General features: G+C 36.1%; 23 protein-coding genes and 1 other RNA gene. 8 read left to right on the top strand and 16 right to left on the bottom strand.

Annotated elements, in window-relative coordinates; translation table 11 throughout:
* Positions 1 to 28: 28 nt before the first annotated feature.
* An RNA gene (ffs, locus tag C0430_RS03005) (signal recognition particle sRNA small type) lies at positions 29 to 126 on the bottom strand.
* Between the two features lie 88 nt (positions 127 to 214).
* Here ffs and C0430_RS03000 point away from each other — a divergent pair.
* Both C0430_RS03000 and hutI read left to right on the top strand, forming a co-directional pair.
* Entirely contained in the window at positions 215 to 1,264 is a 1,050-nt protein-coding gene (locus tag C0430_RS03000) for a glutaminyl-peptide cyclotransferase (protein WP_290865335.1), read from the top strand.
* Positions 1,265 to 1,274: 10 nt separating this feature from the next.
* Positions 1,275 to 2,516 (top strand): imidazolonepropionase, encoded by a 1,242-nt coding sequence (gene hutI / locus C0430_RS02995; RefSeq protein WP_290865333.1) that lies wholly within the window; start codon positions 1,275 to 1,277, stop codon positions 2,514 to 2,516.
* 49 nt (positions 2,517 to 2,565) lie between these two features.
* Here the strand turns inward: hutI and C0430_RS02990 are convergent, their stop codons facing one another.
* The gene (locus C0430_RS02990; protein ID WP_290865331.1) at positions 2,566 to 3,447 is read right to left on the bottom strand and encodes a hypothetical protein; all 882 of its coding nucleotides are present in this window, start codon (positions 3,445 to 3,447) and stop codon (positions 2,566 to 2,568) included.
* A gap of 93 nt (positions 3,448 to 3,540) precedes the next feature.
* Between C0430_RS02990 and C0430_RS02985 the strand changes: the two genes are divergently transcribed.
* The 3 genes from C0430_RS02985 (at position 3,541) to C0430_RS02975 (ending at position 6,614) form a co-directional block, all read left to right on the top strand.
* Positions 3,541 to 4,584, top strand: a complete 1,044-nt coding sequence (locus C0430_RS02985) for a formimidoylglutamase (RefSeq protein ID WP_290865329.1) — start codon at positions 3,541 to 3,543, stop codon at positions 4,582 to 4,584.
* A 117-nt stretch (positions 4,585 to 4,701) separates the two neighbouring features.
* Positions 4,702 to 5,955 carry a DEAD/DEAH box helicase gene (locus C0430_RS02980; RefSeq protein WP_290865327.1) on the top strand — a complete coding sequence of 418 codons (1,254 nt, stop codon included), beginning with the start codon at positions 4,702 to 4,704 and terminating at the stop codon, positions 5,953 to 5,955.
* A gap of 191 nt (positions 5,956 to 6,146) precedes the next feature.
* Positions 6,147 to 6,614, top strand: coding sequence for an Hsp20/alpha crystallin family protein (locus tag C0430_RS02975; protein ID WP_290865325.1), 468 nt, complete (start codon positions 6,147 to 6,149; stop codon positions 6,612 to 6,614).
* A gap of 84 nt (positions 6,615 to 6,698) precedes the next feature.
* Here C0430_RS02975 and C0430_RS02970 read toward each other — a convergent pair whose 3' ends face one another.
* The 3 genes from C0430_RS02970 to aroC form a co-directional block, all read right to left on the bottom strand.
* Positions 6,699 to 8,915, bottom strand: coding sequence for a response regulator (locus C0430_RS02970; protein ID WP_290865323.1), 2,217 nt, complete (start codon positions 8,913 to 8,915; stop codon positions 6,699 to 6,701).
* Between the two features lie 152 nt (positions 8,916 to 9,067).
* Positions 9,068 to 10,330 carry a cation:dicarboxylase symporter family transporter gene (locus C0430_RS02965; protein ID WP_290865321.1) on the bottom strand — a complete coding sequence of 421 codons (1,263 nt, stop codon included), beginning with the start codon at positions 10,328 to 10,330 and terminating at the stop codon, positions 9,068 to 9,070.
* A gap of 78 nt (positions 10,331 to 10,408) precedes the next feature.
* Positions 10,409 to 11,467, bottom strand: coding sequence for a chorismate synthase (gene aroC / locus C0430_RS02960; protein ID WP_290865319.1), 1,059 nt, complete (start codon positions 11,465 to 11,467; stop codon positions 10,409 to 10,411).
* Positions 11,468 to 11,807: 340 nt separating this feature from the next.
* On the opposite strand from aroC, the gene C0430_RS02955 reads away from it, so the two are divergent.
* Positions 11,808 to 12,287, top strand: a complete 480-nt coding sequence (locus C0430_RS02955) for a hypothetical protein (protein ID WP_290865317.1) — start codon at positions 11,808 to 11,810, stop codon at positions 12,285 to 12,287.
* A gap of 54 nt (positions 12,288 to 12,341) precedes the next feature.
* Here C0430_RS02955 and C0430_RS02950 read toward each other — a convergent pair whose 3' ends face one another.
* The 7 genes from C0430_RS02950 to C0430_RS02920 all read right to left on the bottom strand — a co-directional run bounded on the left by C0430_RS02950 (position 12,342) and on the right by C0430_RS02920 (position 18,987).
* On the bottom strand, positions 12,342 to 12,767 hold the full coding sequence (locus C0430_RS02950; RefSeq protein WP_290865315.1) for a protease complex subunit PrcB family protein: 426 nt from the start codon (positions 12,765 to 12,767) through the stop codon (positions 12,342 to 12,344).
* Positions 12,764 to 13,897, bottom strand: a complete 1,134-nt coding sequence (bshA, locus tag C0430_RS02945) for an N-acetyl-alpha-D-glucosaminyl L-malate synthase BshA (RefSeq protein ID WP_290865313.1) — start codon at positions 13,895 to 13,897, stop codon at positions 12,764 to 12,766. Before bshA ends, C0430_RS02950 begins: the two co-directional genes overlap by 4 nt.
* A 99-nt stretch (positions 13,898 to 13,996) precedes the next feature.
* The gene (locus tag C0430_RS02940; RefSeq protein WP_290865311.1) at positions 13,997 to 14,479 is read right to left on the bottom strand and encodes an ABC transporter ATPase; all 483 of its coding nucleotides are present in this window, start codon (positions 14,477 to 14,479) and stop codon (positions 13,997 to 13,999) included.
* 140 nt (positions 14,480 to 14,619) lie between these two features.
* Complete coding sequence (locus C0430_RS02935) at positions 14,620 to 15,411, bottom strand: (Fe-S)-binding protein (protein WP_290865310.1); 792 nt, start codon at positions 15,409 to 15,411, stop codon at positions 14,620 to 14,622.
* Positions 15,412 to 15,458: 47 nt separating this feature from the next.
* Positions 15,459 to 16,793 (bottom strand): (Fe-S)-binding protein, encoded by a 1,335-nt coding sequence (locus tag C0430_RS02930; RefSeq protein ID WP_290865308.1) that lies wholly within the window; start codon positions 16,791 to 16,793, stop codon positions 15,459 to 15,461.
* Between the two features lie 5 nt (positions 16,794 to 16,798).
* A complete protein-coding gene (locus C0430_RS02925) occupies positions 16,799 to 17,764 on the bottom strand; it encodes an MlaD family protein (protein ID WP_290865306.1) in 966 nt (321 codons plus the stop codon).
* Between the two features lie 50 nt (positions 17,765 to 17,814).
* Entirely contained in the window at positions 17,815 to 18,987 is a 1,173-nt protein-coding gene (locus C0430_RS02920; protein WP_290865304.1) for an N-acetylmuramoyl-L-alanine amidase, read from the bottom strand.
* Between the two features lie 83 nt (positions 18,988 to 19,070).
* Here C0430_RS02920 and C0430_RS02915 point away from each other — a divergent pair, with 83 nt between their 5' ends.
* Positions 19,071 to 21,812 carry a putative LPS assembly protein LptD gene (locus C0430_RS02915; protein ID WP_290865302.1) on the top strand — a complete coding sequence of 914 codons (2,742 nt, stop codon included), beginning with the start codon at positions 19,071 to 19,073 and terminating at the stop codon, positions 21,810 to 21,812.
* A 43-nt stretch (positions 21,813 to 21,855) separates the two neighbouring features.
* The gene (locus C0430_RS02910) at positions 21,856 to 22,236 is read left to right on the top strand and encodes a RidA family protein (protein WP_290865300.1); all 381 of its coding nucleotides are present in this window, start codon (positions 21,856 to 21,858) and stop codon (positions 22,234 to 22,236) included.
* On the opposite strand, the gene C0430_RS02905 is transcribed toward C0430_RS02910, so the two are convergent.
* The 4 genes from C0430_RS02905 to pfkA all read right to left on the bottom strand — a co-directional run bounded on the left by C0430_RS02905 (position 22,217) and on the right by pfkA (position 25,821).
* Positions 22,217 to 22,591, bottom strand: coding sequence for a methylglyoxal synthase (locus tag C0430_RS02905; RefSeq protein WP_290865298.1), 375 nt, complete (start codon positions 22,589 to 22,591; stop codon positions 22,217 to 22,219). The genes C0430_RS02910 and C0430_RS02905 overlap by 20 nt on opposite strands.
* A gap of 59 nt (positions 22,592 to 22,650) precedes the next feature.
* Complete coding sequence (locus C0430_RS02900) at positions 22,651 to 23,502, bottom strand: N-acetylglucosamine kinase (protein WP_290865295.1); 852 nt, start codon at positions 23,500 to 23,502, stop codon at positions 22,651 to 22,653.
* 252 nt (positions 23,503 to 23,754) lie between these two features.
* Entirely contained in the window at positions 23,755 to 24,759 is a 1,005-nt protein-coding gene (gene gap, locus C0430_RS02895) for a type I glyceraldehyde-3-phosphate dehydrogenase (RefSeq protein WP_290865293.1), read from the bottom strand.
* A 75-nt stretch (positions 24,760 to 24,834) separates the two neighbouring features.
* Positions 24,835 to 25,821 carry a 6-phosphofructokinase gene (gene pfkA, locus C0430_RS02890; protein ID WP_290865291.1) on the bottom strand — a complete coding sequence of 329 codons (987 nt, stop codon included), beginning with the start codon at positions 25,819 to 25,821 and terminating at the stop codon, positions 24,835 to 24,837.
* Positions 25,822 to 25,869 lie beyond the last annotated feature (48 nt).

Below are 25,869 nucleotides of genomic sequence, written 5' to 3'. Positions count from 1 at the left end.
ATTGCTTTGTAACTCGCAATGATAAAAAAAATGGCAAGCGACCTACATCGCACCGCTCAACCGCTTACCCTTGCTATGTTCCCATCCTGGGGGATTCTGCAGGAGCTGGTCGTGTAGGACTTGCCGGCGCAAATATACAACCTATTTTATATTTTTGCAAGAGCTTTGCGACTATAAAATAAGGTCGTATATTGCATTATCAAAATTACACTTTATGAAAAATTATAACTTCCTATCTTTCATTTTATTAGGAATTACAATACTAAGTTGTGGCGACACAAAAAAAATCGATTCTACCCTATTTAGTTTTGACGAATCTAAATTTCAGGCACATTATTTACCCCAAGACTATATTGAATTGGGTATTTTAAATCCAAATTCAAAAGAAGTGGATAGCGTAGCTTATTTCGTGAACGACGCAAAAATTGGCTCAAAAAAAGGACTTGAAAAATTATCTTTCGAATTAAAAAACCAAAAACTGGGTTACCAAAACTTGAAAGCCGTAGTCTATTATAATGGAGAAAATGCCCCAGCTTCAACGAGAATCGAGTTGGTTTCCAACATTCAACCCAAATTACTCAAATACAAAATCGTCAATACTTATCCTCACGACATTGGCTCGTTTACCGAAGGTTTGGAATTTTACAAAGACACTTTATATGAAAGCACGGGCCTAAACGGTAAATCTTTCTTGAGAAAATACGATTACAAAACAGGAAAAATATTCCAGCAAGTGGATCTTGATTCCAAATATTTTGGCGAAGGAATTACGTTCATCAACAACAAGGTGTATCAATTGACTTGGCAAAACAAAACTGGTTTTATTTACAATGCCAATACTTTGAAACTCGAAAAAACATTCGCCTACGACAAAGACATCGAAGGTTGGGGTATGACCAATGACGGGAAATACATTTACCAAACCGACAAAACCGAAAAGATTTGGAGAATGAATCCCGACACCCAAAAAATGATTGATTACGTAAATGTCTATTCCGAAAGCAGCAAAATTCCTAGCATCAACGAGCTGGAATGGATTAACGGAAAAATATACACCAATGTTTGGCAAAAAGACGCCATAGCCATCGTGAATCCTACAACAGGAGCCGTCGAAGGAATCTTGGATATGTCGGCTTTAAGAGAATTGGTAAAAAATCCCGAAGCCGAAGTATTAAATGGCATTGCCTACAATCCGAAAACTAAAACCATTTTCGTGACCGGAAAAAACTGGGACAAAATGTTCGAAATAACGGTTTCGGAGTAATTTTCATAAAATGAAAACGCTAATCATCAACATCAAGGAATTACTTCAAGTTCGAGACGCTTCGGTTTCGAAGGTTTCAGGTGCTGAAATGGCCGTGCTTCCCACCATCAAAAATGCTTATTTGGTAATTGAAAATGATTTGATTACTGATTTTGGTGCAATGGAGAGTTTACCAGAGAATCTAAATCCTGAAAAATGCATTGATGCCGATGAAAAAATAGTGCTGCCGTCTTGGTGTGATTCCCACACTCACATTGTTTATGCCGGCAATCGCGAACAGGAATTTGTGGACAGAATCAATGGACTTTCTTATGAAGAAATAGCCCATCGTGGTGGTGGAATTCTAAATTCAGCCAAAAAACTAAACGAAACTTCCGAAGAAGAACTTTACAACCAATCCAAGGTTCGACTCGAAGAAATAATGCGCTTGGGAACTGGCGCTGTCGAAATAAAATCAGGTTACGGACTTACTGTTGACGGCGAATTGAAAATGCTTCGAGTAATCAATCGCTTGTCAAAAGAATATCCCATAACCATAAAAGCCACTTTTCTTGGTGCACATGCCTTTCCGATGGAATATGCAGCCAATCGACAAGGATACATTGATTTGATCATCAATAAAATGCTTCCTGAAATTGCCAAAAATAAATTAGCGGACTTCATAGACGTGTTTTGCGAAACCGGTTATTTTACTGTCACCGAAACGGAGCAAATTATGGAAGCTGGAATCCGTTTTGGCTTAAAGCCAAAAATCCACGTCAACCAATTCAACACCATTGGAGGAATACAAGCTGGAATAAAACACAAAGCGCTTTCTGTGGATCATTTGGAAATAATGAATCCGGAAGACATTCTAGCCTTAAAAAACAGCGAAACGATGCCCGTTGCCTTGCCTTCGTGTTCTTATTTTTTGGGAATTCCTTACACGCCGGCTAGAAAAATGATGACTGCCGGTTTGCCATTGGCACTCGCTACGGATTTTAATCCGGGCACAACTCCATCAGGCAACATGAACTTTGTGGTTTCAACCGCTTGCATCAAAATGAAAATGACTCCTGAGGAAGCCATCAATGCCGCTACCATAAATGGAGCTTTTGCCATGGGAATCGCCGCTAGCCACGGAAGCATCACCATTGGCAAAAAAGCCAATCTTATCATCTCAAAACCGGTTTCTTCTTATTATCAATTACCCTATGCTTTTGGCAGTAATTTGATAGACACCATTTTTATTGAAGGCGAAATTTTCCCATAAAAAAAGAGGAACAAATTGTTCCTCTTTCCTTTTATCAATCTTAAAACTTTTATCTTAAAGTAAAACTGGTTTTAGAAACCAACTCGTCTTTGTCGAAAACATTTACAAAATAAGTTCCTTTTGCAAAATCTTTCCCTGGCAAATCTTGTGAAACTTGAACTGTTTTATTTTCGTATTTAACGGTTGTGATAAAACTATACGTTAATGATTTTTCGCCAAAACTTACCGTTTGTTTGTTCCCCAAAACATTGTTTTTACTGTCAATTACTTGAACATAATAATCTTTATCTCCCGATTTTGCGATTTGATTTTCAGCAATGGTAAAGCTAATTCTAAGTACATCTACTCTACCGGCTCTATCTGTTTCTACTTGTTTTCCGGAACTTCTTATTTTGTAGGCCGCAGTTTTCATGTTCAAAACAGTCAATTTCGATCCTTTTTCAACTGTTTTTGACAATTCTTCGTTTTGACCTATCAATACTTCATTGTATTTTTTTGATTCGCCCAAAACAACAATTGTACTGTCTCTTTGTGTGGTCAAAACTGTATTTTGTTTTTTCAAGCTTTCATTTTCAGCCATCAAGACCTTCATGTTGCTTTCTAATTTAAGATATTGGGATTTGTATTTTGACACATCTCCTTTTGATTTACTAATATCGTTCATTAAACTTACAACTTTGTCTCTTTCCTTGATCAACTCCTCAGACATTGAAGTGTTTTCTGCAATTGCTGCGTCATATGTGGCCTTTAAATCCTGCAAATCCTTCATTACCAAATCCTTTTCAGATACGGTTTTAGTCAATTCAGTTTGCACTTGTTTTGCATCGGTTGTAATTTTATAAATATAAACCAAACTTCCTGCTAACAGGATTGCTAAAATGGCAATGATTACCTTTAGACTTGAACTTGAATTGTTTTGTTGCTCTTCCATTTTTTAAAATATTTTTTTACAAATTTAATAATATAATATGACCTAATAACGTATTTCAACCAAATATATTATATTTGAACATTATAAAATTTTATGGAAAAACTCATTCCTTTTACAATAAATGACCTTGCAAAAGTAACCAACCACAGAAGTGGCGAAATAAAATTTGGCGAGAAAATGATGACTATTCCAAAGGGAATAGATCCTGCAACATTTTTAAAAACTTCGGAAGCAAAATATGTATTGTTTGGCATACCGGAAGACATAGGCGTACGAGCTAATTTTGGTAGACCTGGAGCCGCATCGGCATGGGAAAGTGCCATAGGAAGTATTGCCAACATCCAGCACAATCGTTTTTGTAAAGGCAGCCAGATTCTTGTTTTGGGGCATTTAAATGTATGTGAGGAGATGAAAGAGGTGAAACATCTTAATTTTAATGATGTCAATGATCGTACAAAACTGAGCCAACTGGTTGAAAGAATTGACAAGGAAGTTTCACATATTATTTTTAACATCATTAAATCTGGTAAAACTCCCATTGTCATTGGCGGCGGCCACAACAATTCCTATGGAAACATCAAAGGAACTGCACTTGCCAAAGGAAAAGCCATCAATGCCATTAATTTTGATGCGCATTCTGATTTCAGGATTCTCGAAGGAAGACATAGCGGAAACGGTTTTTCTTATGCTTTTGAAGAAGGTTTTTTAAAAAAATATTTTATTTTTGGCTTACACGAAAATTACACTTCGAAAAGCGTTTTGGACATCATAAAAAAAACAGATGACCGCGTGCGTTATGCCACCTATGACAGCATTAACATAAGAAAAGAAAAAGAATTCAACCAAGAACTCGTTATGGCATCCGAATTTATCCAAAATGATTGTTTTGGAATTGAAATCGATCTTGACGCGATTCCTAATATTGCCAGTAGTGCCATGACGTTAAGTGGTTTTTCTATTGAAGAATTGAGGCAATTTGTTACTTTTTTCGGAAAAAACAAAAACGCCGCCTACCTTCATATTTGTGAAGGAGCCCCTGACCTTGCCGAAGGAAAAAACAATCATTTAATTGGAAAACTTATAGGTTATTTGGTGACTGATTTCATAAAATCAAACAACCAAATTGGCGAATTATAGCGGATTAATCTTGTTTTTGATTGCCAAGGACGCCAAACTAATATTCATCAAAAAAAAATAAACCTATCTTTGCAAAACTATCCGTGTACTTTACACAGGATATTTAATACCAATTATATGTTATTCGAAGATTTATCACTCTCAAAAAGTATACAAAAAGCCGTATTTGAAGAAGGCTACACCCAACCCACTCCCATTCAAGAACAATCTATTCCTCTGGTTTTGGCAGGAAGAGATTTGATAGGTTGTGCCCAGACAGGCACAGGAAAAACAGCAGCATTTGCTATTCCAATTATCCATCAATTGCACCGAATTGTGGGTTCATCAAAAAAAGCCAAGGAAATCCGTGCGCTAATCGTGACTCCCACTCGAGAATTGGCAGTACAAATTGGCCAAAGTTTTGATACCTACGGCAAATATACCAACTTGGTACAACTAACTATTTTCGGTGGAGTTTCTCAAGTTCCCCAAGTCGATGCTTTGCGAAAAGGAGTTGACGTTCTTGTGGCCACGCCCGGAAGATTGCTTGACTTGCACAAACAAGGTTTCATAGATTTAGACCATTTACACACCTTGGTTCTTGACGAGGCGGATCAAATGCTGGATATGGGATTCATAAACGATGTCAAAAAAATTGTAAAGCTTACGCCAAAAAACAGGCAAACGCTTTTGTTCTCTGCAACAATGCCGATTGCCATTCGAGAATTGGCAGAAATGTTCTTGAAAGATCCTGCAAAAGTGGAAGTTTCGCCAGTATCGTCAACCGCCGAAAGTGTGGAACAACGCGTTTATTTTGTCGAAAAAGGCGAAAAAAGAAACCTGTTGCATCATTTAATCAAAAACGAAAATTTATCGGATGTATTGGTTTTTTCGAGAACCAAGCACGGCGCAGACAATGTGGTGAAAGCTTTGCGCAAAAAAGACATTGCCGCCGAGGCCATTCACGGCGACAAATCACAAAATGCCAGACAACGCGTTTTGGATGCTTTCAAGAACAAAGAAGTTGGAGTCCTCGTGGCAACCGATATTGCGGCTCGTGGCATCGATATTGACCAATTGCCGTTTGTAATCAATTTTGATTTGCCCAATATTCCCGAAACCTATGTTCACCGAATAGGCAGAACGGGTCGCGCCGGAAATGAAGGTGTTGCCATTTCTTTTTGCGGTAAAGATGAACACCAATACTGGAAAGACATCCAGAAACTAATTAAAGTAGACGTGAAAATCGTAAGCGACCATCCTTATCCTTGGCATTCCGGAAGTCCGGAAACAGCTCCCGCTTCGGCAACAAAAAATTCAAACAGAAGTGGTGGAGCACACAAATCAAGAAAATCAAACGCTTCAAAACAGAATAAAAAACGATGGTATTAATTGAATAGATTTCAGGATTGTCCTAATAAAAAAAAGCGTCTTTTAGTTTGTTGCTAAAAGACGCTTTTTTTATTAATAAAATTCTTGTTATCAGTGTTTTACGAGTTAATTATTTGTTATATTGATTTTAATTTCGACCAGTTTTTACTAATTTTATGAAAGTAAATTATAACAATTAAATATTCAAAATTATGGAAACTTTAGTTAAAAGAGGCGGATTATTTCCGTCATTGGCAAACAAATCAGTTAACAACTTTTTTGATGATTTTATTACAAGAGATTTATTTGACTGGACTGATAAAAATTTTGCATCGATAGGCAGCAATCTACCATCCGTAAATTTAAAAGAAACAGATACCAACATTGAAGTGGAATTAGCAGCACCAGGAATGAAAAGAGAAGATTTCAAAGTTGAAATCGACAATGATGTGCTCATGATTTCTTCAGAAAAAGAAGAAGAAAAAGAAGAAGTAAGGAAAAAAGACAACTATATCAGAAAAGAATTCAATTACCAATCTTTTAGTAGAACTTTTACTTTACCTGAAACTGCCAATGAGGACAAAATTGAAGCGAACTATAAAGACGGCATACTTCACGTTGTCATTGGAAAAAAAGAAAGTGCCAAAAAAAGAACGCTAAAAAATATACCTATCAAATAAAAATAGTTTTTATCGTTCCTATTGCCTTTAAAAAAACCATTTGGAATAAGAAATTGTTTCAAATGGTTTTGTTTTTTATGCCACTTATGCAATAGGCAATGCTGCTTCTGCCTTTCTTGCTTTATTTATTTGATCGTTAATTACCTTGAATAATTTCAATGGTTCAAAAGGTTTTATGATTATGTCATTCATGCCGGCCGAAATAGCTTCTTCGGTTATTTCATCTTTGGCAAATGCCGTCAAAGCGATAATTGGCGTTTTTATTCCATTAAGACGAATTTTTCTGGTGGTTTCAAAACCATTCATCATGGGCATGTTTATATCCATCAAAACAATATCAAAAGTTTCCTTTTCCAATATTTCAATTGCTTGAAATCCATCGTTGACTATGGCGCAACTACAATTATTTTTTTCTATGATTCTTCTTGTGACGGTTTGGTTGATTTTGTTGTCTTCGACCACCAATATTTTAAATATTTGGCTTGAGGTCAAATCGACCTTGATACTGTTAATGATTTCGTTTGTTTTATCTGGATCGTAATCAAAAGCTATCGTAAATTTGAATGTGGTTCCTGCTCCTACTTCGCTTTCAAGTGAAATATTGCTATTGAACAATGTTACCAATCGTTTTACGATGGCTAATCCAAGTCCTGTTCCTTGATAGTCATTTTCATTTCTTCCAACTTGGACAAATTTTTCAAAAATTTTATCTTGATCATCGGCGGCGATTCCTATGCCGTTATCCTTGACTTGAAATTCAATATAATGTGATTTATTTTCTACTTTTACCAGATTGGCAGTAATTTTAATTTCTCCGTTTTTTGTAAATTTCAAAGCATTGCTCACTAAATTCATTAAAATTTGGGAAAGTCTTAATTTGTCTCCAATTAAATATTCAGGTATGTCAGGATCTACCGCTACAATTATGGTGTCATTATTGTTTTGGGCTATGAACGAGAGCGAATTTTTAATCATGATAATTTCGTCAGAAACATTGAATGCCGCACTTTCAAGGACAATCCTGTTTTCTTCAATTTTATTGATGTGCAGAATATCATTGACCAACGACAACAAATACCGGGCTGAAAATTTCAGGGAACTTAAATGGGGACTATTGGCCAGTTCTTTATGTTCGTCCAACAGCATATTCGTGATGCCAATGACACCATATAATGGCGTCCTCAATTCGTGACTCATCGTCGACACAAATTGTGTTTTTAACAAGGAAGCTTCTTCTGCTCTTTCTTTGGCAATAATTAATTCTTCGTTGGCAATGGTAAGTTCTTGATTTGCTTTTTTCTTGAAGCTGTAGTTTTTGTATACTGAATAAAGCAGCATCAATACGACTAACAAGGCAATAATAAAAAGAATCACTATGATTTTGGATTTTTTTAAACTTTGGGCTTGCAAATTTTTCTCGACTTCAATTTTATCAACCTCCCTTTTGTATTCGTCCAATTCCAGATGAACTCCAGCTATATCGGCCTTTTTCAGTTTTTCTTGGTTATAAAGTTCTTCTTTTATTGTATTGTAAAGCGCCAAGTTTTCATATGCTTCTTTATACCGGCCGTTCTTCAATAAAAACTTGGAATACTCTTGATGCGAATAGGACAAATCTGATTTTGTGCCTTCCAAATTTCCTAATTTTATGGCATTTGAAAAATAGGATTCCGCTTTTTGATTTTCACCTTTAGAACCAAAATACATCCCATTGAGCATGTTCAAGACAACAATTGTCGATTTGTCGCCAAATTTTGGATGATAGGTATTGATAAACTTTAAATAGGGAAATCCTTCGTCAAAATGACCTATGTCAAAATAGACCCAGGCGATGTTTAATTTTGTAAAAACAATCTGGCTGGTGTCTGCTGCCTTTTGACTGTATTCGAGAGATTTTTTATAATGCCTGATTCCTTTTTCATATTGCTTTTTTTCAAAACAATAGACATTGCCCAAATTGTTGTTTATCCAATTTTTTATGGTGTCATTATTGGTTTTATTGGCATAAAACAAGCCTTTGTTATAATACAAAATAGCTTTGTCAAATTCAGACAATTCGTCGAGATTTGCGGCAAGGGTGTTGTAGGAAACGGCTATAAGATAATCATCCTTGATGCTGGTGGCATAATGCAGCACCTGTCTGGACAACGATATTGATTTTTCAAAATTGGCATTATTCAAGTAAACAACAGCTTCCTTGGCTAATTTTTTGATTTCTGGCTTGGTGGGAGTTTTTGTTTGTGCAAATAAATTATTGCTGAAAGAATTCAACAAAAACAACAACAAAATAAAAATTCGCATTTGAAACATCTATAATTAATATCGTATAAATGTATACTATTTATATGTATAAAACTATATAAAAAGGATTTATAAAAGTAATTTCTGCGTAAAATTAAATATTTAGCTATTTATTTTATTTGGAGAAAAAAATATTTTTGAATAACGGCAATTTACTCTTCGATTCCACCTTCCCATTTGCCCACTACAGAAGTGGCCAATGCATTGCCCAAAACATTGGTGGCAGATCTAAACATGTCACAGAAGTGATCGATAGGAAGAATCAAGGCAATTCCTTCTATGGGAATGTCAAACATTCCGCAAGTGGCAGCAACAACCACTAAACTCGCTCTAGGAACGCCCGCTATTCCTTTACTGGTTAGCATTAAAACTAAAAGCATTACCATCTGTGTCCCTAAATCCAACTCTATTCCATAAGCTTGCGCGATGAATAAACTGGCGAAAGTCATGTACATCATGCTTCCATCTAAATTGAACGAATATCCCAACGGCAACATGAAAGAAACAATTTTATCCTTTACCCCAAAACGTTCCAACTCTTCGGTTAGCTTAGGAAAAACCGCTTCACTACTTGTTGTCCCGAATGCAATAATCAAAGGACTCATAATGTGTTTTAACAAGGTTTTCATCCTTCTTCCAAGAAAAAGAAAACCTATCATCAATAAAAAGATCCATAATGAAGTTATTCCTACCAAAAAAGAACTGAAATATTTTATATAAGTAACAACCAATTCGTTCAAGTCTTTTATGGCAAAAACTCCCGCAATGGCACCGAAAACTCCAAGTGGAGCAAACTTCATTACATAATTTACCATTTTCAAAATGATATGCGATGTTTTGTCCAATGCATTGATAACTGGTTTGGCAAAACTTCCTATCGAAGCTGCCGCCAAGCCGAAAAAGATGGAAAAAATGACAATCTGCAAGATTTCATTATTCGCCATGGCTTCAAAAATACTTTTGGGAAAAATATGTTCAATAAAGTTTAAGGCCGAGAAACTTTGTGTTTTTTCGGTTACTTCAGCGGCGGAAGTCAAATCGACATTGGATAAATTTAATCCTTCTCCCGGTTTTAAAATGTTTACCCAAAACATTCCAATTAACAGTGAAATAAAAGAAGCGCTAAAAAACCATCCCAATGCTTTTCCTCCTACTCTTCCCACAGTTTTGATATCACCCAGCTTAGCAATTCCCACCACTAAAGTGGTAAAAACCAATGGAGAAATAATCATTTGTACCAAACGAATAAAAATAGTGGCCAATATTTTTATTTTATCACTAAATTCTTTGGTAATAGAAGTATCATAATTATTATGAATAATTATACCCAAAATTGCCCCAAGCAACATGGCGATAATAATTTGAAAAGTAAGATTCCCTAATAATGATGTTTTTTTGGATTCGGGTTGTATCATTTTTTTAGTGTTCAGCATTCAGTGTCCAGCGTTCTGTTTTTATTAAAAAAACCGACCACCGGATACTGCAAACTATTTTTAATATGTTTTGTTTATCAAATAAAAATCGGCAAGAACTATGGCTGCCATCGCTTCAACAATGGGAACGGCACGCGGAACGACGCAAGGATCGTGACGCCCTTTTCCGGTCATTTCAGTAATATTTCCTTTATTGTCCAATGATTCTTGTTTTTGCATGATGGTGGCAACCGGTTTGAAAGCAACACGGAAATAAATATCCATTCCGTTGCTGATTCCTCCTTGAATTCCTCCTGAAAGGTTGGTTCTGGTGGTGCCGTCTTCATTATATAAGTCGTTGTGTTCGCTACCTTTCATTTGTGAGCCACAAAATCCGCTTCCAAATTCAAATCCTTTTACGGCATTTATCGACAGCATTGCTTTTCCCAATTCGGCATGCAGCTTGTCAAAAACCGGTTCTCCCAAACCAATCGGCACGTTTTGGATTACGCAGGTTACAGTTCCTCCAACGGTGTCACCGTCTTTTTTAATTTGTTTGATGTATTCTTCCATTTCGGCAGCCATCTTTTGATCTGGACATCGAACTGGATTGTTTTCTATGGTTGAAAAATCCAAATCTTGATATGGTTTTTCCAGAAAAAGTGGCCCTACGGAAGAAACATAAGCGTTGATTTTTAGTTCTGGCAACATTTGTTTAGCAATTGCACCAGCCACCACTCTACTGGCCGTTTCTCGTGCAGAACTTCGTCCGCCACCGCGATAATCACGAACTCCGTATTTTTTTTCATACACATAATCGGCATGACTGGGTCTGTAATTGTCTTTTATATGCGAATAATCATCTGATTTTTGATTGGTATTCGGGATTATGAAACCGATGGGAGTTCCAGTGGTTTTTCCTTCAAAAATTCCGGATAAAAATTGCACATCATCTGGTTCTTTTCGCTGGGTCACAATTTTGGACTGTCCGGGTTTTCTTCGTGACATTTCGAACTGGATGGCATCTAAATCTAATTTTATTCCCGAAGGACAGCCGTCAATTATGCCGCCTAATGCTTCTCCATGTGATTCTCCAAAAGTTGTTATTCTAAATAGTGTCCCGTAGCTATTTCCTGCCATTATAATTAGTTTTCAACAAATATAATATTTTAGACTAAAGTTTAAAAGTTTATGCAATGATTTCAGGATAAACTTTTAAAAGCTTTGTCGTTTTATTGCATTTAAAGTTAAAAAGCAAAAAAGCCATACACGCTATGGAAGAACTTTTTTAGAAATGGAGATTATTTTGAACAATCAAATAGTGACAATAGTTTTTTTAAGGCCCAATATTTTAAATTAATTTATTCTTGAAAATCAATATTTTAAAGTAAAAACACGGTAATTATGTAACTTTTTTTCACAATTGTATAATATTTTGGTCTAATATTTGTTTGACCTTTGTAGAAACTAAAAAACAATTATGAAAAAAATTATTTTATCGGTAATCATGTTAATGGGATTAACATTTACCACTCAGGCGCAAGATATTGCAAAAAATGCTCTAGGATTACGTTTAGGCGACAATGATGGTTTTGGAGGAGAAATCTCTTATCAAATAGGTTTATCACAAAACAATCGTTTAGAATTAGATTTAGGTTTTAGAAACAACAACAGTGTAGATGCATTCAAGTTAGCGGGCGTATATCAATGGGTATGGAATATTGACGGAGGATTCAACTGGTACGCAGGTGTTGGTGGCGGTATCGGAAGCTGGAATGACAATAATTTGGACAATAACGGAACATTTGTTTTTGGAGCCGGAGATATTGGAATAGAATATGGTTTCGAGGAAGTGCCAATTTTACTTTCATTAGATTTCAGGCCTGAAATTGGAGCCGTAAATTATTATGGCAATAATTATAGCTCAGACATCGCTTTAGGAGTCCGATTTAAATTTTAATCAAAGCCCTCAAATATTTAAAAATCCCGCCTAATAATTAGAGCGGGATTTTTTTTATTTGATAATGATTTCTTTTTTAGAATTTATTTTAACGATGCAATACGGATAGGTTATTACTTGCGAAACCACTGCATTGGGTTCTGGAACTGTTTCTTTTACTGTAATAATTATATTTTTATCCGTTTCGATAACACTTTCAACGTTGATTTTATAACCCGCAGTTGTTTTTTCTCCCATGTTCAAAACAACAAAATTAGAAGTTTGAACATCGTTGGGATGAATTTTATTCTTGAGTTTTTCATCATTCTGCAACATGGCAATTTCATTGGACTCAGACAAAATTTCAAAAAAGCGGATATTGGCTCCACCATCCGGTTGTTGGGTCAAAACTTCAAACAATGGTTTAGTTCCTGTATTTTTAACATTGGAAGAACAGGAAAACAAGACCAAGACCAACAATAATAGGACTACTTTTTTCATGAAAATTTGTTTATGGCTTTGTGATACAACTCTTCATACAAAGGCAAAATGTTTTTGATGTCAAATTGTTTGGCAACTGATAACGCATTCTCTTTAAATTTGTTTAACGTGGCATTATCTTTCAAAATTTTCAAGGCATTTTCGGCCATTTCGTCAGTGTTGCCCACCTCGCTTAAATAACCTGAAACTCCCTCGAAATTCACTTCCGGCAAACCTCCTGATTTACTTGAAATCACGGGAACGCTCCAAGCCATTGCTTCCAAGGCGGCAAGACCAAAACTTTCGGTTTCGGACGGCAACAGGAATAAATCAGTATAACTTAATATTTTGTCTATCTCGTTGCTGTTTCCAAAAAATATGACTTTGTCTTGAATGCCTAATTCTTGACACAAATATTCTGCTTTTTCTTTTTCTGGCCCGTCGCCCACCATCATCAATTTGGCTGAAATGTGTTGCTGGATTTTATAAAATATTTTAATCACGTCAGGAATTCGTTTTACCTTTCTAAAATTACTGATGTGTGTAATGATTCGTTCGTTTTCATTGGCCATAACAGAACGTCGGCAAGAAGTGACAGGTTCCTCAATTTCTTTATCCAACTCAATAAAATTTGGAATTACCTGAATTTCATTTTTTATGTTGAACAATTTTATGGTGTCTTCTTTCAAACTTTGGGAAACCGAGGTCACGAAATCAGATTTATTGATGCTGAATGTTACTGCCGTTTTATAAAAAGGATGATTGCCCACCAAAGTAATATCCGTACCGTGAAGCGTTGTTATCATTGGAAGATTTATTCCTTCGTCCTTCAACATTTGCTTGGCCATATAACCAGCATAAGCATGCGGAATGGCATAATGAACATGCAATAATTCTATTTTATATAACTTTACCATATCGACCACTTTGCTTGACAAAGCCAGTTCGTATGGTTGAAAATGGAACAAAGGATATTCGGGAACGTTAACTTCGTGATAAAAAACATTAGGGTTTAGCAATGCCAATCGTACAGGCTGACTGTAGGTAATAAAATGGATTTCGTGACCGCGACGAGCCAATTCAAGACCAAGTTCCGTTGCGACAACACCGCTACCTCCAAAGGTGGGATAACAAACAATTGCTATTTTCATATTTGTATTTTGATGAAACGAAATTAGGTAAAACAGGAATGCCCCAAATATAATTAGTTTAAACTCATTCGAATTTTACTGAACCAACGCTGGTTCTTTTTAGAAAAAACGACTGTGCCAACTGTCCATTGCCGGAACTTCCCATGATTCGTTGTACTCTTGAATGGTATTGACCAAATTATTGAAAACGATGGTATTTTCAGTAACGGCTTTTTCTTTGGCCATTTTCTTGAAATCGATCAAGGTTTTGTGAGCAATGTGTTCTCCATTTTTGAAAGTAACATTCATTTTGTCCAATAAATCGACACCGTATTTTTGTTCCAATTTTTGAATAAACTGCACTGAATTATCAATGGAACAACCTGTTGCAGCTTGCACTTCCTGGTTTACGGCAAGAATAATGAATCGGTTGTATTTCAATTGATAAGAGGATTCCAAGCTTACACTATGTGCTTCCCAACCTTCGAGAAAAGATTTCACTTCATTTTCTATTTCAGAAAATTCTACATCCGAGAATTTTCTGTTGGATTGATAAATCCAGATTTTGGATTCTTCTGGTAAATTTTCGAAAGGAATATACATGGTAATTTTAGATTTTAGATTGCAGATTATCTATTGACCCCATAATTTTGGGTTGATTATTTTAAATTTCAAGATTTGGCAACTTTTGAAAAGTTGCCAAATCTATCCGACTTAATTTTAATTTACAATTTGTAATTTATTTATAAATCTTGCGCATTGGCAATCAGTTCGGCGATATCCATTACTTTTACGTCGCCTTCTTTTTCTTTGTTTTTGATTCCGTCAGTCATCATCGTGTTGCAAAAAGGACAGCCTGCTGCAATGATTTCTGGTTTTGTTTCCAGTGCATCTTCAGTTCTTTCGATGTTGATTTCCTTGTTTCCTGGCTCGGCATCCTTGAACATTTGCGCTCCTCCGGCTCCACAGCATAAACCGTTGGCACGGGAACGTTTCATTTCGACCAATTCGGCATCCAATTTTTGAATTAAATCACGGGGAGCTTCATACACTTTGTTGGCTCTTCCCAAATAACATGGATCGTGAAAAGTGATTCGTTTTCCCTTGAATTGTCCTCCTTCAATGGTTAGTCTTCCATCGTCGAGCAAGGATTTCAAAAATTCGGTATGGTGAAAAACTTCGTATTTTCCGCCTAATTCCGGATATTCATTTTTCAAGGTATTGAAGCAATGGGGACATGCGGTAACGATTTTTCGTATTTCATAAGCATTCAAGACTTCAATATTTGTCATGGCCTGCATTTGAAACAAAAATTCGTTTCCTGCTCTTTTTGCAGGATCTCCAGTACAACTTTCTTCTGTACCCAGAACTGCAAAAGAGACATTGGCACGATTCAAGAGTCGTACAAATGCTTTTGTGATTTTTTTTGATCTATCATCAAAACTTCCAGCACAACCTACCCAAAACAAGACTTCTGGCTGTTTGCCTTGCGCCGTCATTTCGGCCATTGTTGGTACTATTACTACTTCTGACATTATTTTTGTTTAATTGGTTAATTTGGTTAAACATTTAACCGTTTCAACTATATTTCATTTTTCCAATTCAATCGGTCTTGCTGGTTGTATTGCCAAGGGGCACCGTTGTTTTCGATATTGGTCATCAAGGCATTGATTGGTGCTGGTGCTGCACTTTGTTCCATTACCAAGTATCGTCGCATGTCCATGATAATCGAAAGCGGACTGATGCTCACCGGACATTCTTCGACACAGGCATTACATGAAGTACAAGCCCATAATTCTTCGGGCGTGATGTAGTCATTCAACAAAGATTTATTGTCTGGCACAAAAACGCCTTTGTTGGCGTCGATATTTTTTCCCACTTCTTCCACACGGTCTCTGGTAGCCATCATGATTTTACGAGGCGATAATTTTTTTCCAGTGATGTTTGCGGGACAGGATGATGTACAACGACCACATTCGGTACAGGTGTAAGCGTTTAACAATTGCACCCAATTTAAGTCTTGGATGTCACTGGCTCCAAACTTGGCCGGAACGGCATTTTCAGTTGCTGGTGCCGTGGCATAAGGATCGGCGTTGGGATCCATCATCATTTTTACTTCATTGGTAACGGATTCTAAATTGTCAAATTGCCCTTGTGGATTAAGGTTTGCAAAATAGGTATTCGGGAAAGCCAACAATATGTGTAAGTGTTTTGAAAAATACAAATAGTTCATGAAAATCAAAATCCCCACGATATGCAACCACCAGAATATTTCTGAAAGAAGCATGACCAACTCGTTCGAATAGCCATTAAATAAAGGCTCAATAAATTGACTTATGGGAAAAGAACCTGCTTTTATGAAATGAGAAAAACCACCTGGAACATTTTGCAAATGCAAATCCGAGGCATTCATCAACAAAAATAACGACATCAGGACGACTTCAAAATACAGGATATAATTGGCATCGCTTATAGGAAACCCTGTTAAATCTTTATTGGCAAAACGTTTTAATTTAATGATGTTTCTTCTTGTCCAAAACGTGAATACGGCGACCAAAACCAAAAGGGCCAATATTTCAAAGGAAGCAATCAATACATCGTAAAAAGTTCCCAAAAAGGCAAAAATTCTGTGTGTGCCAAATAAACCATCGATGATAATTTCCAACAATTCGATATTGATGATGACAAATCCTGCGTAAACAATGATGTGAAGTATGCCGGCAACGGGTCTTTTTACCATCTTGGATTGTCCAAGGGCAATCATGGTCATATTTTTCCAACGGACTTTTGGATTGTCATTGCGATTTACGGCCGTACCTAGATTGATGTTTCTAATGATTTTTTTTACATTGGAATAAAAATAACCAAATCCTGTAATCAGTAATATTGCAAATAAAATAGAATCCAAATAACTCATAATTGCTAGTTTTTAACTTTAGTGACTGTATCGTTTACAGGCGCAACATAGGGTTTGTTTTTCTTTCCAAAAACAGAAACATTTACATATCTTGTTGGGTTGAGTCTAACGTCTTCCAATAATAATTCTAATTCTTTTGAGGTTTTCTCAAGATTTTTGTAGAGTTCTTCGTCTGTCAACAATTTACCCACAGAACCTTTTCCAGCTTGAAGATTGGCTATTATTTTATCGACATTTGCCAATGTTTTTTGAAGCTCTTTTACTGTTTTTCCTAAATCGGCTTTGTTTAAGGAATCTGAAATCTTGGAAAAATCACTTGTGACTTTGTTAAAGTTGGCCACAGCTCCTTTGATTTGCCCTTTGTTGTCATCCAAAATCGTGTTCAAAGAGGAAGAAGACTTGTGAAACTGCTCGATAGTTTGTCGGAGTTCGGACAGGCTGATTTTTAAATCTTGTTGTCCTTTTTCATCCAAGACATTATTGAATCCATTTACTAATTTGTCGGAACTAAGGATTAATTTCTCAAATTTTTCTTGAAGGGGAACTAATTTTTCTTTTAAGGATTCGGTAATACCCGCTTTGATGACTCCTTTTAGCTTATCGCCGTCAGCAATAATATTTTTATCGTTAAGATTAGGATAAATGGCAATTTGCTTTCCTGCAATAAAACCAGGTTCATAAATGGCAGCAATGCTGGATTTAGAAATAGGAAAATCTGTTTTTAATTGTAATTCAACTAATAATTTTCCTGTTTCTTGATTGATGGTAATATTGCTGATATTACCCACAATTAGTCCATTGAGAGTAACGGCTGCTGATTTAACGAGTCCTTCAACATTGTCAAATTCAACATACACTGATTTGTAATTGGTAAAAAGGTCTTTCCCTTTTAAATAACTGTAACCCCAAATAAATAGTAAAATTGATGAAATTACTAATATGGCGGTTTTAATTTCTCTTGTTATTTTCAAAATATAAGTATTTGCGCAAATTTAATATAAAATAATTAAACTTCTTGTTATTAATTATTGGTGAGGGCTTCTTGAACACTGATTTTTGTTCCGTTTTTAAATGCAATCAAATAGGCAGAATCATATCCTTTTGATTTTGCTTCTTCCAATTGCTTTTTGGCTTCACTGTAATTGGGCGTTTGGCCGTACATATATTTATAAAATTTATTTTCAGACACCACGGAGATGTCTTTCAATCCCTTGAAATTACTTGGCGTCAAGGCTATTTTTTTTGTACTTGCCGATAATTGCACTTTGTAAACAACACCCGATGTTTCTATGTTTTTTGTCGCTTTTTTTGTTGCAGAAACATCTAGATTCGGTTTTGGTTTTACTGGAGAAGAAGTGTCTTTTATGGGAGTTTCAATAATTTTTTGAGAAGGTCTTTCAACATCATTGTCTATTGTTCCATTACCATAATATTCATTTTTGTAACTAATGATGGCATTGGCAATGGCTCTGGCAATTTCGTTCTGCCCTTCTTCAGAATTTAAATCATTCCCTTCGTCAGGATTAGAAATAAAACCCGTTTCTATCAATACTCTTGGCATATAGGCTTTGTGCAATACCATAAATGGTGCTTGTTTTACGCCTCCGTGTCTAATTTTTTTGCCTAAAGCCGCGAATCCATCTTCTATTTTACTAGCCAATGAAATACTGTTTTCCAAATATTCTTCCTGCATCAAAGTCATTCCAATCATGGTTTCGGGAGAGTTGGGATCAAAACCTTCGTATTTTTGTTTGTAATCTTTTTCCAAAGTAATAACGGAGTTCTCCTTTTTGGCCGCTTCAAGATTCGAAGCCACTTTACTCATACCCATTACGTAGGTTTCGGTTCCATCTGCAGCGGTGTTTTTATTGGCGTTGCAATGAACGGAAACAAAAATGTTGGCATCAGCGCGATTGGCAATATTGGCTCTTTCAATCAAATCTATGAAAACATCTGTTTTTCGAGTGTAAATAACGTCAATTTTTGGATTTTGCTCCAATAATCTTCCCACTTTAAGCACGATTGCGAGATTTATGTTTTTCTCCACACGACCGCTATACACAGCACCAAAATCGTGGTCTCCGTGGCCTGCATCCAAAGTCACTTTGAAAAGATTGGATTGACCATAAGAAACAAATGAAACTATCGTAAGTAAAAGAGCGAACTGTAATTTGAATTTATTTTTAATGCACATAAATCTAAAAGTTAATTTTAATTAAAACAGGGCGGTTATAAATTTATTAATTGATTATTTTTGACAAAAATTTATATGTAAGTTTGACACGCCTAAAAACAAGCCATATTTTTACAAAAATAGCATTAAAACCTTTGAATACAAACTTATTTAATATCGTTTTATTATCAATTTTCCTAACAATGGGATCTTGTGAATTATATTCACAAGATATATCTAAGAAAACGACAGCACTACCCGTAAAAAAACAAAAAGACAGTTCCGGTTTGACCGCAAAAAACAGTCAAAACCCCAACATTGCAATCATAAAATCAGAAACGGATACCATCAAGAAAGACAGTATTCAACCCAAAGCATTTCTTGATGGCACCGTACAATACAAGTCTGAAAACTATGCCAAAATTGAGCAAAAGAAAAAACGAATCACTTTATATGACAAAGCAGAACTTTATTATCAAGATATTGAATTAAAAGCAGGAATCATAGTCATGAACTATGAAAAAAATGAGGTTTATGCCGGCCGAATAAAGGATTCCACGGGAGCTTACACTCAATTTCCCAATTTTAAACAAGGAGAAAATGTCATAGAACCCGATTCGATTCGTTTTAATTTTAAAACAAAAAAAGCCTTGATTTGGAATTCGAGAACAGACCAAAACGAATTTAAAGTGAAAGCGTCCATTACAAAAAAAGAAAATGATTCAGTATATTTCTTGAAAGGCGCACGTTTCACCACATCCAAAGACGTCGATAATCCAGAATATTATTTCCAGACCAATAAAGTAAAATTTATTCCCGGCAAGAAAGTCGTTACTGGAATAACCAATATGGTCATCGCCAACGTACCCACGCCTATTGCTTTGCCTTTTGCTTTTTTTCCAATGAGCAAAGAAACCAGCGTTTCGGGAATTCTTTTGCCGAGTTACAATGATTCGAACAACAGGGGATTTTCATTGCAAAATGGAGGCTATTATTTTGCGCTCAGCGACAATTATGATCTAACACTTTTAGGAGATTATTATACCAATGGAAGTTATGCGCTTCGCGGAGAATCCTCTTATGCCAAAAGATACAGCTATCGCGGGAATATAAATGTCCGATTTGAAAATTTAATCAATAGCGAAAGAGGTTATCCTGATTATTCCAAGCAAAACATCTACAACATTCAATGGTCGCATTCCAAAGACTCTAAAGGAAGTCCGAATTCGAGTTTTTCCGCATCGGTAAACATGGGTAGCAGTAAATACTACAAACAATCCATCAATCAAGCGAATGTAGGTTCGAATTTGAATAATACCCTAAGTTCCTCTATTTCTTACAGCAAAACTTTTCTTGGCAATATAGGTTCCCGATTGTCCTTGACGGCGACGCATTCGCAAAATACCCAAACATCAGAAATCAACATGACATTGCCTGATTTGCAATACAGTGTAGACAGAATTTATCCTTTTGTGGGCAAAGATGGCGTCAAAAAAGGCTTTTTCAAGAACATCAATTTGCTTTATAATTTAAGCGGAAAAAACAGCTTTGTCACGACAGATTCCTTATTCTTCAAGCCTGCAATGTTTAATGATGCCAAAATAGGGATGCAACACAGCATTCCGTTAAGCACTAATTTTAAGCTATTCAAATATTTTAGCGGTTCCGCTTCCGCAAACTATGAAGAAGTTTGGTATTTAAAAACCATTCAAAGGGGCTATAATGCAGATCAAAGCAAGGTGGTAGACCAAACCATCAATGGTTTTGATGCTTACAGAACCTATAATTTTTCGAGTAGTTTGGGAACCACAATTTATGGAACGTTCAATTTTGGCGAAAACAAAAAAATAAAATCCATTCGACACGTCATGCGTCCATCGCTTTCTTATGGCTATACTCCAAGTTTTGAAAAATATTACGATACTTATGCCATCGATGCCAGCGGAACAATGACCGACGAATACACCCGATTTGAAGGTGGTATTTTTGGAGCACCCGGAAATACGAATTCCAATCGAATTGGATTTGATTTAAGCAATACTTTTGAAGCAAAAGTAACCGATAAAGACAGCACAAAAGTTGAAGCAAAAAAAATTATGCTGCTCAACAATTTAAATCTGTCCACTAATTATGACCTCAATGCAGACGGAGTTACCTCGCTTGCCTGGGAACCCGTGCGAGTAAGCGGCGGAACACAACTGTTTGATGACAAAATGAATATCAACTTCGGGACAACATTAGATCCTTATGCCATTGATAATTCCGGCAAAAGAATTAATGTTTTCAACATCAACAATGGCGGAAGTTTATTTAGAATGACCAGCGCCAACATGACCTTAAATTATTCTATTACAAGTAAAAAAGACGACAAGAAAAACAAAAATGAACAAGGCCAAAGAAACGGAGGGCGCGATGATGATTTGTTTGGTAAAAGCACGATAGACCATACAAGAGCAAAAAGTCAATTTGATGAAGATGAAGATGACGGAGAAGATAAAATTACAGAGTTTTTCAGGTCAGTATTGCCTTGGGACATGACATTTGCCTATTCATTAACCTACGGAAACAACAACCGCGAGAGCAAAATCACGGGGAATTCCATAATGATTTCCGCCAATGCCGATTTGACGCCAAAATGGAAAGCAGGAGTCTCCACAGGATACGATTTTGTACAAAATGGCGTTACTTACACCCAACTTCGTTTTGAAAGAGATTTGTTGAGCTGGAGAATGGATTTCAACTGGCAACCCTTTGGACAACAAGCAAATTGGAGTTTCTTCATCGGGATAAAATCTGGCGTGCTAAGCGACATAAAGTATGACAAACGAAGTACTTCCAACAGATAGTTCCAATGTAATTTAATACATTCAAATCCTAAACATAGTTTTTATGAAAACAATAATTTTTACCGAAAATACTCCAGCACCAATAGGGCCATACAACCAAGCGGTTCTTAAAGGAAACACTCTTTACACTTCTGGGCAAATTGCCATTAATCCAAAAACTGGAGAATTGGTAACGGCTACCATTGAGGCCGAAACCCAACAAGTCATGGAAAACATGAAAGCCGTGCTGGAAGCCGCCGGAATGACTTTTGAAAACGTGGTAAAAACAACCATATTTATTATGAACATGAATGATTTTGCAGCTATAAACACTGTTTACGGTTCATATTTCAACGAAAAAACCGCTCCAGCTCGTGAAACGGTTCAAGTGGCATGTTTGCCAAAAAATCTAAATGTCGAAATTTCTATGATTGCTGTGCTATAGCATTCAAAAACAACTGTGCCGATGCTTCGTTTGTTGCCAATGGCACGTTGTGAACGTCACAAACACGGACTAACATATTCACGTCGGATTCGTGTGCATGACTGGACAATGGGTCTTTAAAAAACAAGACCATTTTGGTTTTTCCTTCGGCAACGCGACCCGCAATTTGGGCATCTCCACCTTGTGGTCCGGAAAGCATTTTTTTTACTTTAAATCCTGCGCTTTCTGCTTTGGTACCCGTTGTTCCTGTTGCAATAAGTTTAATTTTTTCTTGTTGCAAAACAGCTTTGTTTTTGTTTAAAAACTGGACCATGTCCGCTTTTTTTCCATCATGGGCAATAATTGCTATTTCCATTTTTTTTGGTTTTACTATTTATAAAAAAACCTGGTATTCTAAGCCAGGTTTGTATTTTTTTATTTGTTTTTAACGTGATAAGCAATCAGTCCGTCAATAGGTCTCCTTAAAACATTTCCTAGTTTCAATTCGTATTTATCAAAGGTTATTTGCAATTCATCTTTCAAATAGAAAGCTATTGAACCCACAAAATGTACGGGAACTTCCTTGCAATTATCAAATTGTCTGATGTAGTTTTTTACAAAAGATTTCATCCCCTTGAAAATGATTTTTTTACAAAAATCATGTTCTTTGTTCTGGATGAGGAATTTTGCAAAAGTAGCCAAATAGGCGTTTGGATTGGGTTCTTTGTATAATTTGCTTTTAATAAAATCAGCACTTAAATCATACTCTTTTTCGAATTCGACAGCCAATTCTTTTGGCATTTTATTGAAATAATATTTACGGATTAATTCTTTTCCAAAAAAGTTGCCACTACAATCATCCATAATAATATAACCTAGTGATTGTACTTTTTGCTGCAAAACTTTTCCGTCAAAATAGCTACAATTTGAACCTGTTCCCAGAATGCTTACAATGGCTTCTTCTCCTTTTGGAGTTGTAGCATAAACGGCAGCATAAGTATCTTCGTTTACTGAAATAATTGCATTCGAAAAATATTCTTGAAAAACTCTCGAAAGTTCAATCTTCATTCTATCGGTTCCGCAACCGGCTCCGTAAAAGAAAAGGTGTGTGGCTTTGTCTTTATTTTGAAGAATGTCAAAACGATCGTTAATTCGCTCGATAATTTCCTCTCCTTCAAGTATTTCAGGATTCAATCCTAGTGTTTGGGTTGTAAACAATACTTTACCTTCCTCATCAATGGCAATCCAATCAGCTTTGGTGGAACCACTATCTACTAATAATCTCATTTTTAATTTTGGATTTAGTGAATTACGATTTAGGGGAATTCCGGAAATTATAATTCAAAATTTATTATTTGGTTTGGTTTTTTTTTAGCCCCGATTGCTTCATTAAACTTTCATTTTGAGCAGGATTTCGTGAACTTCGCTTAAGATGGATTGCTCTGCGCCAGTTCCTTTTTATCTCGGGTTTGGGAAATATAGTTTAAAATAAAAATCCCGTCAAGAATAATTTCAACGGGATTTTCATCAATATATAAATTATTTTAAACCTGCAATGTGCACGGATAAATCAATTAATTTACTTGAATATCCATATTCATTATCGTACCAAGACACTAATTTGAAGAAAGTTGAATTCAATCCAATTCCTGCATTGGCGTCAATGATTGAAGTTCTTTTATCAGAGATAAAATCTTGAGATACCACTGCATCTTCAGTATATCCTAAAATACCTTTCATGGTAGTTTCAGAAGCTTTCTTCAAAACAGCCATAATTTCTTCATAAGAAGTTTCTTTGGCTACTTTTACAGTTAAATCTACTACAGAAACGTCAGCAGTAGGAACACGGAAAGACATTCCAGTTAATTTTCCATTCAAAGCAGGAATTACTTTTCCAACCGCTTTTGCAGCACCAGTCGAAGAAGGAATGATGTTTATTGCAGCTGCACGTCCACCTCTCCAGTCTTTTCTAGAAGGACCGTCAGCAGTCATTTGAGTTGAAGTTGTTGCGTGAACAGTGGTCATTAAACCTTCCACGATTCCGAAGTTATCATTGATTACTTTAGCTAATGGAGCTAGACAGTTTGTTGTACAAGAAGCGTTAGAAACTACTGTGTCTGTAGCTTTTGCAGTTTCGTGGTTTACTCCCATTACAAACATTGGAGCATCTGCAGATGGAGCAGAAATAATTACTTTTTTGGCACCACCTTTAATGTGCTCATTTGCAGTTTCAACAGTTGTAAAGATACCTGTACACTCCGCTACTACATCAACATCAACTTCATTCCATTTTAAATCTGCAGGGTTTCTTTCGGCAGTGATGCGGATGTTTCTTCCGTTTACATAAAGTTTACCTTCTTTTACTTCAACGGTTCCGTTAAAACGACCGTGAACTGAATCGTATTTTAATAAGTAAGCCAAGTGGTCTACATCTAATAAGTCATTGATTGCCACTACTTCTACATTGTCTCTATTGAAAGATTCTCTGAAAACAATTCTTCCAATTCTTCCGAAACCATTAATTCCTAATTTTACTTTTGACATTTTCTTGTTATTTAATCGTTTATATATTATTCTATGTTGTGATTAAGGTTTAATAAATTGAAACCTGATCGTTTTTTATATTGACATTATTTCTGAAACTCGAAGTAATTCCCTGTCTATTTCAGTATGTCCTTTTATCGCTTGTTCCAATGGTGTAAGCGACACTTTATCATTTACCATTCCAACCATAAAGTTGGATTTGCCTTCCAATAAGGATTCCACGGCTTTAACGCCTAATCTACTGGCAAGAACTCTATCGTAACATGAAGGAGCCCCTCCACGTTGCATGTGCCCCAAAACCGAAACACGAATTTCGTATTCTGGCAAATTAGCTTCAACATAATCTTTTAATTCGAATACGTTTTTACCAATTTTGTCCCCTTCGGCTATAACAACGATACTGGATGATTTTCCAGATGCTTTGCTTTTCTTGAGGGAATCCAGCAATCTTTCTAGACCCAATTCTTCTTCTGGGATTAACACTTCTTCTGCTCCACCACCAATTCCTGCATTTAAAGCAATATGACCGGCATCGCGTCCCATTACTTCAACGAAAAATAATCGATTGTGTGAACTGGCCGTGTCTCGAATTTTATCAATGCAATCCACAACTGTATTCAAGGCCGTGTCGTAACCCAAAGTATGACTGGTTCCGAAAATATCATTATCAATTGTACCAGGAATTCCCATTACTGGAAAACCATATTCTTTATTGAAGACCTCGGCACCGGTAAAACTTCCGTCACCGCCGATTACTACCAAAGCATCCACTCCTTCTTTCATGAGCTGGTCGTACGCTTTTTTTCGGCCTTCGACAGTCATGAATTCTTTAGAGCGTGCTGATTTGAGTATCGTTCCCCCTTTATTGATAATGTTGTGCACACTTCTTGCGCCCATTTCTAGAAAGTCACCTTCTATCATTCCTTGGTAACCTCTATAAACTCCTATGCACTTTACGTCGTGGTAAGCGCATGTTCTAACTACTGATCTGATGGCTGCATTCATCCCTGGTGAATCTCCACCAGAGGTCAAAACGGCAACCTTTTTTATTGTTTTTGGCATTATTTAAGTATTAAAAGCGTAAATTTAATAAACATTCTGCACTTTTAA

It is taken from the genome of Flavobacterium sp., from assembly GCF_013823965.1.
Lineage (GTDB): Bacteria > Bacteroidota > Bacteroidia > Flavobacteriales > Flavobacteriaceae > Flavobacterium.
The sequence above is the reverse complement of the archived record's forward strand: the minus strand, read 5'-3'. Positions and strand labels throughout refer to the sequence as shown.